This window comes from Stieleria bergensis (assembly GCA_007745635.1).
GTDB classification, from domain to species: domain Bacteria; phylum Planctomycetota; class Planctomycetia; order Pirellulales; family Pirellulaceae; genus Stieleria; species Stieleria bergensis.
Genome location: CP036272.1, coordinates 6249012 through 6262556, shown reverse-complemented (window position 1 = coordinate 6262556; position 13545 = coordinate 6249012). Strand labels below are relative to the sequence as shown.

8 protein-coding genes are annotated in these 13545 nt (G+C 54.6%); 4 read left to right on the top strand and 4 right to left on the bottom strand.

All coding sequences use genetic code 11. The features are described from left to right. Positions 1-61: 61 nt before the first annotated feature. Positions 62-1171 (bottom strand): M28 family peptidase, encoded by a 1110-nt coding sequence (locus tag SV7mr_RS21960; protein WP_419187749.1) that lies wholly within the window; start codon positions 1169-1171, stop codon positions 62-64. Between the two features lie 380 nt (positions 1172-1551). Continuing rightward, entirely contained in the window at positions 1552-2937 is a 1386-nt protein-coding gene (sthA, locus tag SV7mr_RS21955; RefSeq protein WP_145276725.1) for a Si-specific NAD(P)(+) transhydrogenase, read from the bottom strand. 88 nt (positions 2938-3025) lie between these two features. On the opposite strand from sthA, the gene SV7mr_RS21950 reads away from it, so the two are divergent. Further along, on the top strand, positions 3026-3889 hold the full coding sequence (locus SV7mr_RS21950) for a carbon-nitrogen hydrolase family protein (RefSeq protein WP_145276723.1): 864 nt from the start codon (positions 3026-3028) through the stop codon (positions 3887-3889). 80 nt (positions 3890-3969) lie between these two features. Here SV7mr_RS21950 and SV7mr_RS21945 read toward each other — a convergent pair whose 3' ends face one another. Further along, positions 3970-5250, bottom strand: coding sequence for a 6-phosphofructokinase (locus SV7mr_RS21945; protein WP_145276722.1), 1281 nt, complete (start codon positions 5248-5250; stop codon positions 3970-3972). Positions 5251-6011: 761 nt separating this feature from the next. Between SV7mr_RS21945 and SV7mr_RS21940 the strand changes: the two genes are divergently transcribed. The 3 genes from SV7mr_RS21940 (at position 6012) to SV7mr_RS21930 (ending at position 11020) form a co-directional block, all read left to right on the top strand. Continuing rightward, positions 6012-7610, top strand: coding sequence for a tetratricopeptide repeat protein (locus SV7mr_RS21940; protein ID WP_419187748.1), 1599 nt, complete (start codon positions 6012-6014; stop codon positions 7608-7610). A gap of 474 nt (positions 7611-8084) precedes the next feature. Continuing rightward, positions 8085-8798 (top strand): hypothetical protein, encoded by a 714-nt coding sequence (locus SV7mr_RS21935; protein ID WP_145276719.1) that lies wholly within the window; start codon positions 8085-8087, stop codon positions 8796-8798. 269 nt (positions 8799-9067) lie between these two features. Next, the gene (locus SV7mr_RS21930) at positions 9068-11020 is read left to right on the top strand and encodes an alkaline phosphatase D family protein (RefSeq protein WP_145276717.1); all 1953 of its coding nucleotides are present in this window, start codon (positions 9068-9070) and stop codon (positions 11018-11020) included. A gap of 30 nt (positions 11021-11050) precedes the next feature. Here the strand turns inward: SV7mr_RS21930 and SV7mr_RS21925 are convergent, their stop codons facing one another. Next, the gene (locus tag SV7mr_RS21925; protein WP_145276715.1) at positions 11051-13459 is read right to left on the bottom strand and encodes a CehA/McbA family metallohydrolase; all 2409 of its coding nucleotides are present in this window, start codon (positions 13457-13459) and stop codon (positions 11051-11053) included. Between the last annotated feature and the right edge of the window lie 86 nt (positions 13460-13545).

Here is a 13545-nt window from a genome sequence, read left to right as displayed (position 1 = left end):
GCGAAGTGCTCTCTGTTGACGAGTGAAAAGAAAAGTGGAGTCGAGCTGTTGGTCGGTGCAACTAGCGGGTGACAGTTTGTTGCTGGCTTTGTGTGTCGAGCCAACTGCGTGCGACCCAAACCACGGTGGCGATGGATGTGCCGCTGCAATTCGCTGGAATGTCTTGTTCAGTATGCCAGTACGATGGGGCGCCGATTCCAGGTCGAGGATAATCGAAATCGATCACGTCGATGCTGGGGATTTTGGCGATCCGGTTCAGTGGCAGGTGGTCGTCTCGAACATCAGGGCGAGCTCGATCGATAAACAGCGTCACGCCCAGGGTCTTGGCTTCTTTCCAAAACGATTTCACTACCGGTCGGGCAAATCTCAGGCTGTTCTTTTCTGTGAACAGGAGCAGCTCCTTGTCACCAATCATGTCAAACAACACGCCCGCGCGATAAGGTACCGCAGGTGGCTGAAGCTCATACTGCTGAGCGAAGTGTGTTGACCCGAGGAAGTAGTCTCCTTCAGAATGATTGAGCCGGTTCTTAAAGACCAGTTCCTCGCCGTCGAAGAGCACTAAGTCGACGCCCACATTGTCAGGCAAATCGTGCAGTTGATGAGCCAGTTCCATCAGTCCAGCGGTGCCACTGGCGCCGTCGTTGGCCCCAATGAAGGTGCCCCGTGGATTGACGGAATCGCTGTCCGGGTAGGGGCGTGTGTCGTAGTGAGCACAGAACAGGAAGCGAATCGGGCGCTGCGGATGCCACGAAGCGATCAGGTTGGTCAGTTGGACAGCATTCCCGTCAAGCGGATGTCGCGCCTCGAATGACTGACGCGTGACTTCAGCACCAAGATCTTGGAAGAACGATTCCAGGTAGTCTTGCTGCTGCTTCATCGCTTCGCTGCCAGACGGCCTGGGGCCGAACTCGCAAAGCGTTTTTAAGTAGCCCATCGCCCGGTCGGCATCGTAGCGTTCCGGAACCGCGGCCGTTTTTCCGCTGGGGCCAGTGGGCCCAAACCCTCCGGCAATCAGCCAAAGTCCAAATCCAGCCAGCCCCAACCCAATCACCATTCTAAGCGGCGACAGACGCGGTGCAGCGGCCTTGTTTACCGCGCCGGTTGTTTGCGACTTGTCCGAGGCAGAATGACTGGTCTCTGGGGAGGCTTCGCGACGAGAGCGATGTGGCATGGCGTGAGTCGTATCAGAAAGCGAATTTGTCATGCAGCAAGCCAAGCGACGGCGAAAAGGAAAAGGAAAAGGAGCAGACGGGGCTTGCCGCCGATGGGATGTGGTTCGCGATCGACGGACGAACGCCGACAGGTGACATTCCATCCCAGTCATTGTACCGCCAGTTTATTGTACAGTCAGCAAGGCATGGCTGGCTAGGCAAACTGAGCTGCGTTTCGCATTCGCAGTCGGGCCGTTATCAGTTGCCTTTCAGTCAGCCGAAATGTGAAGAACGAGGCCGCGGATTGCAATGGGTTTGCAAAAATGCTCGCTGAAAAGTCGCCACCATTCCGTCGCAGTCAGGCTGCGTTTCAACGCACGCATCGCTCCCAGGCCCAGCCTTAGAACAGTCTGTTGAATCCATTCAAGGCGGCGACACGATAGGCTTCCGCCATCGTCGGGTAGTTGAACGTTGTTTCGAAAAAGTACTCCAGCGTCAAGTCTTCAGAGTCCATGACCGCCTGGCCAATGTGAATGATCTCCGACGCATTGGCGCCGAAGCAGTGCACACCCAGTACTTTGAGTGTTTCGCGATGGAACAAGAGTTTTAACATTCCAACGGTATTCCCCATGATTTGTGCGCGGGCGAGGCTCTTGAATTGGCTCTGTCCCACTTCGTAGGGAATCTTGGCTGCTGTTAGCTCACGCTCCGTTTTACCGACCGAGCTGATCTCGGGGCTTGTGTAGATCCCAGTGGGGATGTCATGCAGACGAAAGTTGTCGTCTTTTTCGCCGAGCATGTGCATGGCAGCGGCGCGGCCTTGAGTGTAGGCGGCGCTGGCTAGCGACGGGTAGCCAATCACGTCTCCAACGGCGTAGATATGTTCCCGCGCGGTTTGGAAATGCCCGTTGACTTCTAGTTGGCCGCGGCTGTTGACGTCCAGGTTAACGTTTTCAAGCCCGAGCGCGTTGGTGTTGCCTGTTCGACCGTTGCCCCAAAGCAGGACGTCAGATTTAATTTGCTTGCCGCTTTGTAAGTGCAAGATCACTCCATCATCGAGCCCTTCGATCCGCTCGTACTCTTCATCGTGGCGAATCACCACCCCTTGGTCTCGCAAGTGATAGGACAGCGCGTCGACGATTTCATCATCTAGGAAGTCAAGCAAGCTGCTGCGGGTATTGATTAGATTGACTTTCATGCCAATGTTGCGAAACATCGAGGCATACTCGGTGCCGATGACACCTGCACCGTAAATGGTGATCGATGTTGGCTTGCGATCCAGCATGAGGATGGTGTCGCTATCGAAGATCCGTGGATGATCAAAGTTGACGTCTGCTGGGCGATAGGGTCGCGTCCCCGTTGAAATCACAAAGCGGTTGCTGGTGATCTGTTCACCATCGTCGATCGTGATGGTGTGGTCGTCGATAAACTTGGCGTGGCCGGTGTGGACTGGAACGTCGTTGCGGTCATAGAATGATTGCCGCATCGAAACTTGTTTGGAAATGATGGTAGCGGTCCCGCGCCGCAATTGCTCCATCGATGGGTTAGCATGAATTCCCAGTTCGCGGAACATGGGATTCTTCAGTACATTGTTGGTATTCGTAATGGTGTAGCGAAGCGCTTTGCTGGGGATGGTGCCCCAATGAGTACAGCCACCGCCGATCTGACGGTATTTTTCAGCGACGCCGACGGACAAGCCTCCTTTGCGAGCCTGCATGGCGGCTCCCTCGCCGCCAGGTCCGGTGCCGATGACAAACAGATCGAAGTCGTACTGGTGTTCGCTCATGGTTTTACTGGTTGGAAGTTGAGAATGGGTTGGCTTGGTTGGCCGTCCGGCCTGATTGTGTCAGTGTAAGAATCAGAGGTGTATGGTCATGTTGATTGCTTGTGTCCAGTCCGATGTTAGCTTTGCTGATCCACAGGCAAATCTGCAGCGTGTCCTGAATTGGATGGATCGTGCGGAAAGCATCGCCGGCCATTCGTCAGCTGGCCAGTCGTCAGGTTTTCCGGAGTTGCTCGTCTTTCCTGAGTGTTTGTTGACTGGCTACTGCTTTGATTCTCGTCAGCAGGCGATGGAGGTTGCGTTACCGGAGACTTCACCGATTTTCGCATCAATTGCTGACGCTGCCCAGCAGAGGCAGTGCCATGTGAGTGTCGGTTTCTTAGAGCGATCTGGTCAGCAGTTGTTTAACTCTGCCGCCTTGATCGGCCCTGCTGGAATCGTTTCGGTCTATCGCAAGATCCATCTGCCTCACCTGGGCGTGGATCGCTTCGTCGATCGCGGCGATCGGCCTTACCGAGCGGTCGCGGTCGATGGTGCTGGTGGATCGGTGAAGATTGGGTTAGCGATCTGCTACGACGCTTCGTTTCCTGAACCGATGCGGGTTCTGGGTCTGGATGGAGCGGAAATCATTGCGTTGGGCACGAATTGGCCTGTAGAAGCCACGCGGACTCCTGAGCTTGTCCCGCCGGCAAGAAGCATGGAGAACCACCTGTACTTTGTGGCCGCCAACCGTGTGGGCACAGAGAATGGATTTGCCTTCAGCGGTCGCAGTTCGATCTGCGGCCCCGACGGGATGGTCTTGGCAAGCAGTGATGACGATCAAGAGACACTGCTGCTGGCAGAGGTTGATTTGCAGGCCGCACGCGATAAGTCCATCGAGCGAACCCAGGGTTCGCATCGCATCCACCGCTTTGATGATCGCTGCCCACAGTTCTATGGCCCGATCATCGAGTAGAGTCGCTCAACAGGTCTCTGTGTGAGACCTGTTTGTCGGGGATGATTGTGGTAGCCGATCACACGCACAAAGCATGTGCATCAGCTATCGGTGCACGTTTCGAGGAAACGAGCCAAGCGGTGAAAGTCGCTGTTAGGTTGAATGAAGCGAACTTTCGTGACCAGCGTTTGCGGGTCAACCAGTTTGTCGAATGGCACGTAGTGGAGATCGAACTGACCTGAAACCGACACCATCACGCCGTTGAGCTTTTCTTCCACCAAGGCACGGTAGGCGCCGACTCCCAGAGATGAGCCCAGCATGACGTCGTAGGCGTGTGGTGGTGCACAACGCGATTCGTAGCCTAGTTGCAGGCCGTTGATCTTGCGATCTTTGCCCGTGCGTTCTTTGTAGCGATCCTTCAGCAGTCCGCTGATCAGCGCTGCCAAGTTGATGGCGGAGATATTAATGTGTCCGTGATCGTCACGTGAGATGCCTGCCAGGTGCTTGGCGGGCAAGAACTCTGCCAAGCCTTCGGCAATCACGATGGTTCCGAATTCGCGGCCTTCACGCTCGCGAGCGATCATCATGTCAACCATCTTGTCGATGACTTTATCAATGACCATGACTTTGCGAGTTTTCCCGGTCTCGGGATCGACTTCTTCGTCAGCCAATTCGCCGTTAATGTCTTCCACGCTCATCACCAAACTGGCTTCGCCAGCAATGGCAGCACCGTAAGCCAACCAGCCTGCACTGCGGCCCATGGCTTCGCAAAGGAAGTACGCTTTGCCGGCAGCGGCGTCATAGTTCAAGTTGCGAATTTCTTCAGCCAGGGTTTCTGCAGCAGTGAAGAATCCGAACGTGAAGTCGATGCCGCTGTAATCGTTGTCAATGGTCTTTGGCAAGTGAACCACTGGGAAGCGGCGTGCGTCGGCTGGCAAGTTGTCCTGGAACATTTTCAGTTTGTTCGCAGTCTTCAGCGTGTCATCGCCACCGATCGAGATCAGGGCGTCGACTTCCAAAGAGCACAGGCCTTCATAGACACGTCGCAGCGGAGCGACGAGTTCAGCGTCTTTCAGGTGTTCTGGGCTGCTGACGTGTTTGCCAGGGTTGGTTCGTGCGGTGCCGATCATGATGCCGCGGCTACTGCGAGCGTTGGTCAGCAGGTCGTGCGTGAAGCGAATGTAGTCTGTTCCTTCCTGCAGCGGGCCGGCAGCGGTGTATTCAGCAAGGCGACTGTAGCCATGCTTGATGCCGAAGACTTGAGCGCCTTCTTCCAGGAACGAAAACGCTGCGGTTGAGATCACGGCATTGGCTGCTGGGGCTGGACCACCAGCAAACAGGATTGCAACGCGTTTGATATCGAGGGTGTGATGGTCTGGCATGATCGTTTCGGGCTAATGCGATGTGATGGGGAAATGTGAGTTCGATCCGTCCGCCGGTGCATCAAGCAGCCATTCCGCGGAGCGGTTCCATGAAGCGGGCCTGCCACAAGGATCACTGCCGATGCAGCGCCGCCGATGCAGTCATTGGCCAGTCGCCGGTGAGAACAAGTCTCGGGCTCCGCCATGGGGCAACCTGATTGGTAATGACTTGTTGGCGGTGACGAGCAGGCTGACCAACTGGGGCGCAGGCCCTGGAGAAGCTAATTGATGTCGCTCTATTCTAAGGACGCAGCCGGCTCCGCCAAGCGGTACCGACGTTTCCGCTGGTTTCCACACTCTAATTCCTCCTTTGTGGGGCAATTATTTCACCCAAGCCGCCGAACCTCTTGTTTCTTTGGGTGTCAGCTCAGGGCCCGTCCCCCGCTGGTATTGGAAAAATCCCCCCAGTAGCCAGTTGGCAGAGGCTTCCGTCGAGTGCCCTGTTGGTTTAATCTGATCGGTTTGGTGTGGCATTGCTCTGGTGGAAAGATCACCTGTCGCCTTGGCGACTTGGATCGTTTCCTGCTAGATCGCGCCGTGCTATTTGGCCCAAGACCGAAAGACTGGTTCCTGATGTGCTGGCCTCTGACGCTGAATGTTGAATTCTTGCGGATCGGTAGAGGCGTTGTTTTGTTTGGGGATCATGCCGCTTGCTGGAACCTATGACCGAACCTATCTCCTTGTCTTTCTCTGACGCAATCGAGTCAAGTCGAGCTGCGATCTTGAAATCTCAAGATCAGCATGCCTTGGAACAGTTCTTGGATTCTGAACGGATCGCAAAATTAAAAGAGCGTGATTTTGTCGATGCAATCAAACGACTGTTCATGTGGTCGCGTTTAGAAGTCGTGGACCTGCAGATCCTGCTGGCGCTCGATTCGCAAGCCGCTTGGGCTCTTGTCCCCGATGATCTCGCCAAGTCTTGCGGAGACACGGTGACCGACGTGATCGGTCGCTCCATTCATACTCAGTGTGATGCTGAACAGTGGTTCCAGTTGGGCGAATCCGTGATGGAAAATCTGGGGCACCATTATGCCGCGGTCGAAGCCTATGAAATGGCCTTGCGCGTCGATCAACATCACTTCTCCAGCATCCTTTCCAAAGGACAGATCTTCTGCCTCTATCCTGACACTCAAGATCGCGCCCTGGAAGCCTTGGAATTGGCCGCCCAGTTGAAACCAGGTGACGAAGAGGTTTGGGTTGCGCTGGGACAATTGCATTCGATGCATGAAGGCAAGTCGCGCGAAGCCGAGGAGTGCTTTACCAAAGCCGTCGATCTGTCGCCTACTTGGTACACCTACATGTACTTGGGCGATCACTACCTTTATCAGCAGCAGATGCCAGAGGAGGCGAAAGCCGCTTTCGAATCGGCACTGGAACATGATCCAGAGTGTTGCCCAGCACTTGAAAACCTAGCCGAAGTTCATCGGGTGTTCTACGAGGATTACGATCAGGCGGAATCCCTGCTGCTGCGCTCAACCGAACTGTTCGATGATCGCGAAGAGTCTTGGGTGCTGTTGGGACGTTTGTTGTCACAGCATTCTGAACGTTGCCAAGATGCCGAACGCTACTTTCTCAAAGCCCTGGAGGTCAATCCTGAGTCCGGCGATGCAGCGCACGGTCTGGGTTACCTGTATGCCATTCGCATGCATCGTTATCAAGACGCGATCGAGGCATTTGAGAAATCAGCCCATCTCAGGCCAGGGATTCCTTACGGTTGGTCTGCCGTCGGCAACGTTAATGCGGAGTTCTTAGGACGTTATCAGCAAGCTGAACAAGCCTATCAGAAAGCACTGCAGGTTGATCCGGCCGAAGTGGCAACCGGTTTAAACTACGTTTACCTATTACGCGATTGCATGAATCGCATCGAAGACGCCAAGGTTGAATTCGAGAAGGTGGAAAAGGCAGAGTCCTTGCCACAATGGGAGGCCGCTGTGCCACTGCATCGCGCTCTCTTCGCAGCCAATGATGGCGATTGGGATGCCGCAGAAATGAATTTGGTTCAGGCCATCGATTCACTTCACGGTGAATTCCCGCAGTCCTCTTCGGATGATTGGGTGCGTGCCGTCGTCAGTTTGATGCGTCTTGGATACCTGCCGCAAATCCAGCAGTGCTTCACTGAGCACCTGACCGATCCGGAGTTAAAGACGCTGCCTCAGGCGTTGGAGTACTTTAAAAACGCAAAGCGTGATCCGCAGGTTCAACAACAACTCGACGCGATCATGCAATCTGAACGCTACTATCAACATGGCACGTTGGAGTGGTTTGTGCAGCACATTCAAGTGCGGCTCAATGCTCTGGCAACTGCCGCGGCTGTTGGCTAATGGATTCGTCGGGGCGGTGCCAGGCTGCGGCATCAGCGCTAACTGGCAGGACTCAAGAGTCCACACGGTGACGCTCAATCCGTGAAGCGAAATCCCTCGCACGCGATGCCTCGTTTTAGGTAGGCGAGCGTGGTTTGCGGCCAGCGGTCTGCGCTGTTTGCTGGCGCTGTTTACTGGCGTTGCAGGCTAGTCAAGGGAATGGCTAAGTGAAACAGTTGGTTTTCCCGAATTGCTTGAATTGCCTAGTTTCTCGGGCCGGCTGCGAGACGGCTTAAAGAGTCTGGGTGTGAGCGGTGTTCGTTGCCGTAAGAAACTTGCATCCTGAGCCGCGATCGATCAAGATCTTTCATAGCCGGTCGAGAAGACATTCCGATTCGGTTTGACAACTCCGCAGCTTGTCCGCAAATGGATTGTCGAGCGGCTCTTATTACTTTTCTGCATCACCTTTTCTTTGCAGCAACTGGATGCCAACAGATGACTTGGGAAACGCCATATGGAGATCGGTCGTTAACGGGTGAAGAGGCAATCTTGGTTCGCCAGTCGATTGCTGTGATGGTCGAAGAGCTGGCGAATTGCCGCGAGACCGAAGAGGACCCCTGGGAGTACGGGGTTGAAATGTTCGACGTGCTCTCATGGCAGCAGCAATTGGCTTTAATCAATGATTTGGCCAGGGCTTTGTTGCAGGACACGTTGGATGTCGTTGCCAGGACCGGTGTTGCCGATGCGGGGGTCGCAGCGATCTATCACAACGTGTATCAGCAAATTGAATTGGAGATTGAGCTAGAGCCGTTCACGCCGATTCCAATGCGTCACCGTTGGCGTCAGTTTGTTCTCAACGCTTATCGTGACAATGAATACGATGAAGTCATTGAGCGTGAGACGCGCATCCCAGCCTATGATGCCGAGACCGGCGAAGTGGTCAGTGACTTTGATGTGGATGTGAACTGCACGGATCCTGACTCGTGGAACTGGCTGATTGATTCGCTTGCCGATCGCGTGCTTTGCGATCGCGATTACGAGATGGTCAACGTTCTGATTGACGCGCCGCCAGAGGATGCCAAGGTGATGCGTGAGGCGCTGGGGATTGATGCGGATTACTACATCGCCATCGCCCCCGATCCATCGGATCAGCAGATCGATGTGCTGTTCGATTCGCTGATGGAAATGACCCGTCAAAAGCCTCGTTAACGAACTGGCTGCTGGCCGCCTTTGTGGCGTTGAGGGATGAGTCGCGTGGTGCGCTCGGAATTCATGGTGCGCTCGGAATTCATGGTGCGCTCGGAATTCATGGTGCGCTCGGAATTCATGGTGCGCTCGGAATTCATGGTGCGCTCGGAATTCAGCAGCTGACCCTCGTTCTGGCAATTGATTTAGCCATTCTTCGCAACCGACGCTGCTTCAAGTAAACTAACAGGTTCTATTCTCCCTGTTTTTGTTCCCCTTGAATTGGTTGATCGATGACCTTGCGTGTCTCTCTGCTTGCTTCATTGCTGTTGGCATTAACGATTGCCTTGCCAGGTGGTCTCACTGTGAACCACTGTTGGGCCCAGTCAGCAACGGACTCACCTATCCATCATGTTGGTGATCCCCAAGATAAAACGATCGCCATTGCAGTGAATCGTGATCCGATTCGTTTGACACATGGACCCATGTTGGGCCAACCGTCGGCAACATCGATGCACGTTTGGGCCCGGACCTCTAATCCAGGCCAGTTCACCGTGCGTTACGGAGTGGCGGCGGATCAGTTGACACAGCAGAGTCAGCCAGGGATCACCAGTCTGTCTCACGACAACACCGGCGTGGTGCAGTTGCATGGTTTGACACCAGACACAAAGTACCACTATCAAGTTTGGGTCAATGAGCGACCCCATGGTTTGCCAGCCAGTTTTCGCACCTTGCCCAATGCGGAATCATCACGCAATGAACAGTACAATCCGGAAGGTTTGTTCAACTTTCGTTTTCAGATCGGATCTTGTGCGAATCAGAATCCATTACATGGGATCGGTCACCGAGCGCCAACCTACGAACATCTGAATCAGGATTGGGCGGATAAGGTTCACTTTCACATCATGAATGGTGACTGGTTGTACGAAGAGCTACGCAACTATCCGCCAGAGGCTTGGCGTCTGGTACAGGGTGCTGATCGTGTTCCCCGAGTCGTTGACATCGCGCCAACGATTGTGGGCGTGTGGGAGAACTACAAGCTGTACCTTGATCGAGGAAATGATTTGGCTAAATGGCATCGTCATGTGCCAAGCTATTTCACCTTTGATGATCATGAATTGGTCAACGACATTTGGGGATCGGCTGAAACAGGCAAACGCCATCGTCGAACCGTGTTTCGTGACATTGGAACCCAGGCTTGGTTTGATTACCTGGGCTGGGCAAATCCCACTGAATACCAGCATCCAGTGCACTTTGGAAAGGCAACGATGGTCGCTGGAAGTGACTTGCTGCACGATAGTGAAGCTGACTTTACCAAGATGCCCTTGGATGAAATGGGCACCCTGCACGTCCACTGGGGAACCACCACAGCAGGCGTCAACGACATCACGCTTGATGATGATTCCGGCCACAAGAATTCTTACGTCTATGACATTGCCGAAGTCGTTGATGAGCACACGTTGCGATTGCACATGCCCGCGAAGGTTTCGGACACTGGCATCAGCTACAGCATTGGGCGTCGCAGTTATGGCAAGAAGCGAGTTGGAAACTGCGAGTTCTACTTTGTCGACACGCGTGGCGATCGGGACATGCATGATGTAAAGGATCGCGGCAAGCCTGGAGTGTCGATGTTGGGCAAGCCTCAGCGCGAGTGGTTGCTGCGCAGTATGAAAGAAAGCGATGCAGATTTCTTCTTCGTGATCTCCACGGTCCCCTTCATGATTCCTCATAGTGGAGCTGGCGGTTTTGAAGCGGATAATGCCAACAAGGAAGAGGCTTGGACCGGCTTTTTTGACGAGCGTGAAGCTCTGATCGACGAGTGGGAAACGATTGGCAAACGCGTGTTTGTGATGACCGGTGACCTACACAATAGCTTTGCGATTAAAGTCACTGACAACGTTTATGAGTTTTGCTGTGGGCCTCATAACAGTGTCAACCACGTTCCGGTGAACGACGAAAGCGATCGGCCAGCGACCGGGAAATTCAAGTTCGGCCCCAGAGAGTGCGACATCCTGTGGTCCAGTTACATTCTTCCCGATCTGCCTCGATTGGAACGTCTGTATCCTCATTTTTGCGTCGTTCAGGTGAACAACGTGTTCAATATGCCACAGCAGTTGGGCGGTAAGCGTTTGGTGGCTTATCCGCACCCGCAGGTTGTGTTCCAGTACTTTGACGGCCGAACGGGTGAACTTGCCTACGCACACTCGATTGTGTTGCCGCGCAAAGAAGACGCGCCGTCCAAGTGATCGATGAAGGCTGCGACGCGAAGGCAGAGCTTACTCTGCTTTGGCGGCTTGGCCTGTAAAGTAATCGATCGCTTCCTGATACTCTTGTTGCGATTGCAGGTGAAGTCCCGGGCGTTGTTTTTCAGCCTCGTCCTGCAGTCGCTTGATGATGTGTTCGACCTCTTCTTTTCTTGGTCGTACGGGTTTGCCAGCAACGTCAACGTAGACAGGATTGGTGTGCGCAAATCGCACTCGTCCTTCGCGCTGTGTTACATAGCAACGCACCGCCGTCCAGAATGATCCTTCGGCAGTCACGTTTGAGGCCAGTTCGGTTGCGAAGCTGCCATTGGCTTGTTGCTGATTCTGGGGCTTGACCGTCTGTTGGACTCGACCGTTGACGACGATCTCGATTCGATCGAGTGGCCGTCGGCTCGCAATGGTGCCGGTGATTTTTATGCTTCGTCCGCTATCGCCGGCAAAGGTTGTGCCCGCAGGTTGGCCGTTGAATCGCAGGTCCATCATCGGGCCTGTGGTAACAAAGCTGTGGCCTGCATTCAGACCAGTGACCCAGTTTTTGTAGCTGAAGCCGTCCGGTTGGTGCACGTAGACTCGGCCAAAGCCTTGTTGAACCGGGTGAACGCCGGACGCCGTGCCAGCAGTGACTCGCATCCGCAGGCCACAGTTGATTAGCGCGTAATAGCTTTGAAACCCGTAATCGATCCAGCCCGCTTCGGTCAGTCCCTCTTCGTCTTGATCGAGTTGCATGTACGGCGGGACCGTCTCATGCGTCCATTTGCGGAACCCAAACTTGGTTTGCCAAATGTGATTGTTGGACAGTTCGAAGAGGTCGACATTCATGACCGGAGCGATCATCAGCGACCAAGGCCAGGAGTGTTTGTCGAATTCGATCAAAGCGCCTTGTTCGCGAGCAATCTTGGCGACCGGTTTGACCGGTGGAGTGCCCACGGATAATTCGGTCTGATGATTCAATATAAAGAAAGCACCCATCACTTGTCGCCGATCACCGACACGGGTGATTTCGTATTCGGTGTTGCGAGGGTAAATCACATGCGTTGCATCCACGCGGATAAGGTTGCTGGAGGCTGGGCCGCTGCTTTGCCAGGTCTTTGGTGCCGATCCACTTTTGGGCTGTTCGCCCGATGCGGTCACCCAGCTTGTCAGCGGAAACGTGACGTTCAGGTCTTCAGCCAGCATCACGTTCGGCAGTTCGTCTAGCGTGCGGTGGACGTGCGTGTCTCCGCTGTACCAACCGTTGGCCGCCATGTTGATCCAGCGTTTCAGTTTGAATTGACGGTAAACTGGTTGGTCACCGATGGTCAGTGTTTCTTCAAGCGGAAAGTATTCCTTTCCACGTTCGACGCGAATCTTGTAGGTCCCAGGTTTCAGGTGAGTGAAAAACGGGTCAGGGGAGAGGGTTGTGTTGACCTCGACGCTTCCGGGCAGGTGCTTGGGCTGGCGATCGTAGTGCACCGCCTTTCCCCCGTCACTGGACACCAGGTGCCAGTCTCCGTCGGGGCCCTGCAGGTGGACGCGGGCCGGCAGCGGCATGCCGGTGTCGTCGTCAAACACGCCGGCGTAGAAACGCGTTTGCTGCTCACCGTTGGTGGTCACCGTGCCGGTTTGGTCGCGCCAGGCCAAGCCTTCGATGCGCATTAATTCGGCAAAGATGTCGTTGCCTTGGTAGAACGAAACCCAGCCATGCAATGTTTGTTTTTGATTGGGCTGGCAATCTGGAATGGTTGGATCGGAATGCAAACAGGGACAGTCCTTGTTGCCCCAGCAGCGATGCAGTGGATCCCAGGAGGTGATGATCCAGCGATCTTTGCTTGCGTGCCGGCAGACGGAATAGGGGCCCCAGAAGATCTTGTTGTCGATGGTTTGTTGGTTAAAGCCTGCGGCGTGTTTCAGCATGACGCAGTTTTGGACACGCATGTTCGTCAGTGCCGCGTCAGATTGGTTCAACAGCCAGAACTGCATTCGCGCGCCGTCTTCGGTGGGCATGATTTCCGTTCCAAAGCGAATGCCGTTGGGGAGGTGCTGTTGCATCTTCCAATTGCCCGATGGGTCTTGTTGCCATTCAGTGGCTGCGAGGTTGATTGCTTGCTTGTCCCAGATTGTGGGGATGTGCGTGTGCGCCAAGTAGGTCAGGCCAAGATTGGACCAGATCGCTTCAGGGACATCCGCCACGACGTAAGAGTGTTTGTCCCAGGGGGCGAACAGGCTGACTTTGGTGTCTCGCAGCGGATCAATGGCTCCATCCAAAAAGCCGATGCGGGGATGTCTGCCGCCTGGATAAGGCAAGACCAAGACGCGATCCTGTGGGCGTGTTTGTTGATTCGCGCTGAGCGTCTGGAGTCGCTGTTTGGCACGCTGGATTTGGTCCGCATTGATCCCCAGGACCGTGGCCATCTCGGCATCACTGTAGTGATGTTGAGACATGTTTTGCAGCCAGAATTTCAGCGACGCATCATCGGTTGCCGGTCGCGTTTGTCTGTTGGTTGGCTTTGCTGGCGTGGTGTTAGATT

Excerpts from the sequence above, each read along its gene's own strand:
- sthA (WP_145276725.1), bottom strand. The coding sequence starts at position 2,937 with ATGAGCGAACACCAGTACGACTTCGATCTGTTTGTCATCGGCACCGGA.
- SV7mr_RS21950 (WP_145276723.1), top strand. The coding sequence starts at position 3,026 with ATGTTGATTGCTTGTGTCCAGTCCGATGTTAGCTTTGCTGATCCACAG.
- SV7mr_RS21960 (WP_419187749.1), bottom strand. The coding sequence starts at position 1,171 with ATGCCACATCGCTCTCGTCGCGAAGCCTCCCCAGAGACCAGTCATTCT.
- SV7mr_RS21935 (WP_145276719.1), top strand. The coding sequence starts at position 8,085 with ATGACTTGGGAAACGCCATATGGAGATCGGTCGTTAACGGGTGAAGAG.
- SV7mr_RS21930 (WP_145276717.1), top strand. The coding sequence starts at position 9,068 with ATGACCTTGCGTGTCTCTCTGCTTGCTTCATTGCTGTTGGCATTAACG.
- SV7mr_RS21945 (WP_145276722.1), bottom strand. The coding sequence starts at position 5,250 with ATGCCAGACCATCACACCCTCGATATCAAACGCGTTGCAATCCTGTTT.
- SV7mr_RS21925 (WP_145276715.1), bottom strand. The coding sequence starts at position 13,459 with ATGTCTCAACATCACTACAGTGATGCCGAGATGGCCACGGTCCTGGGG.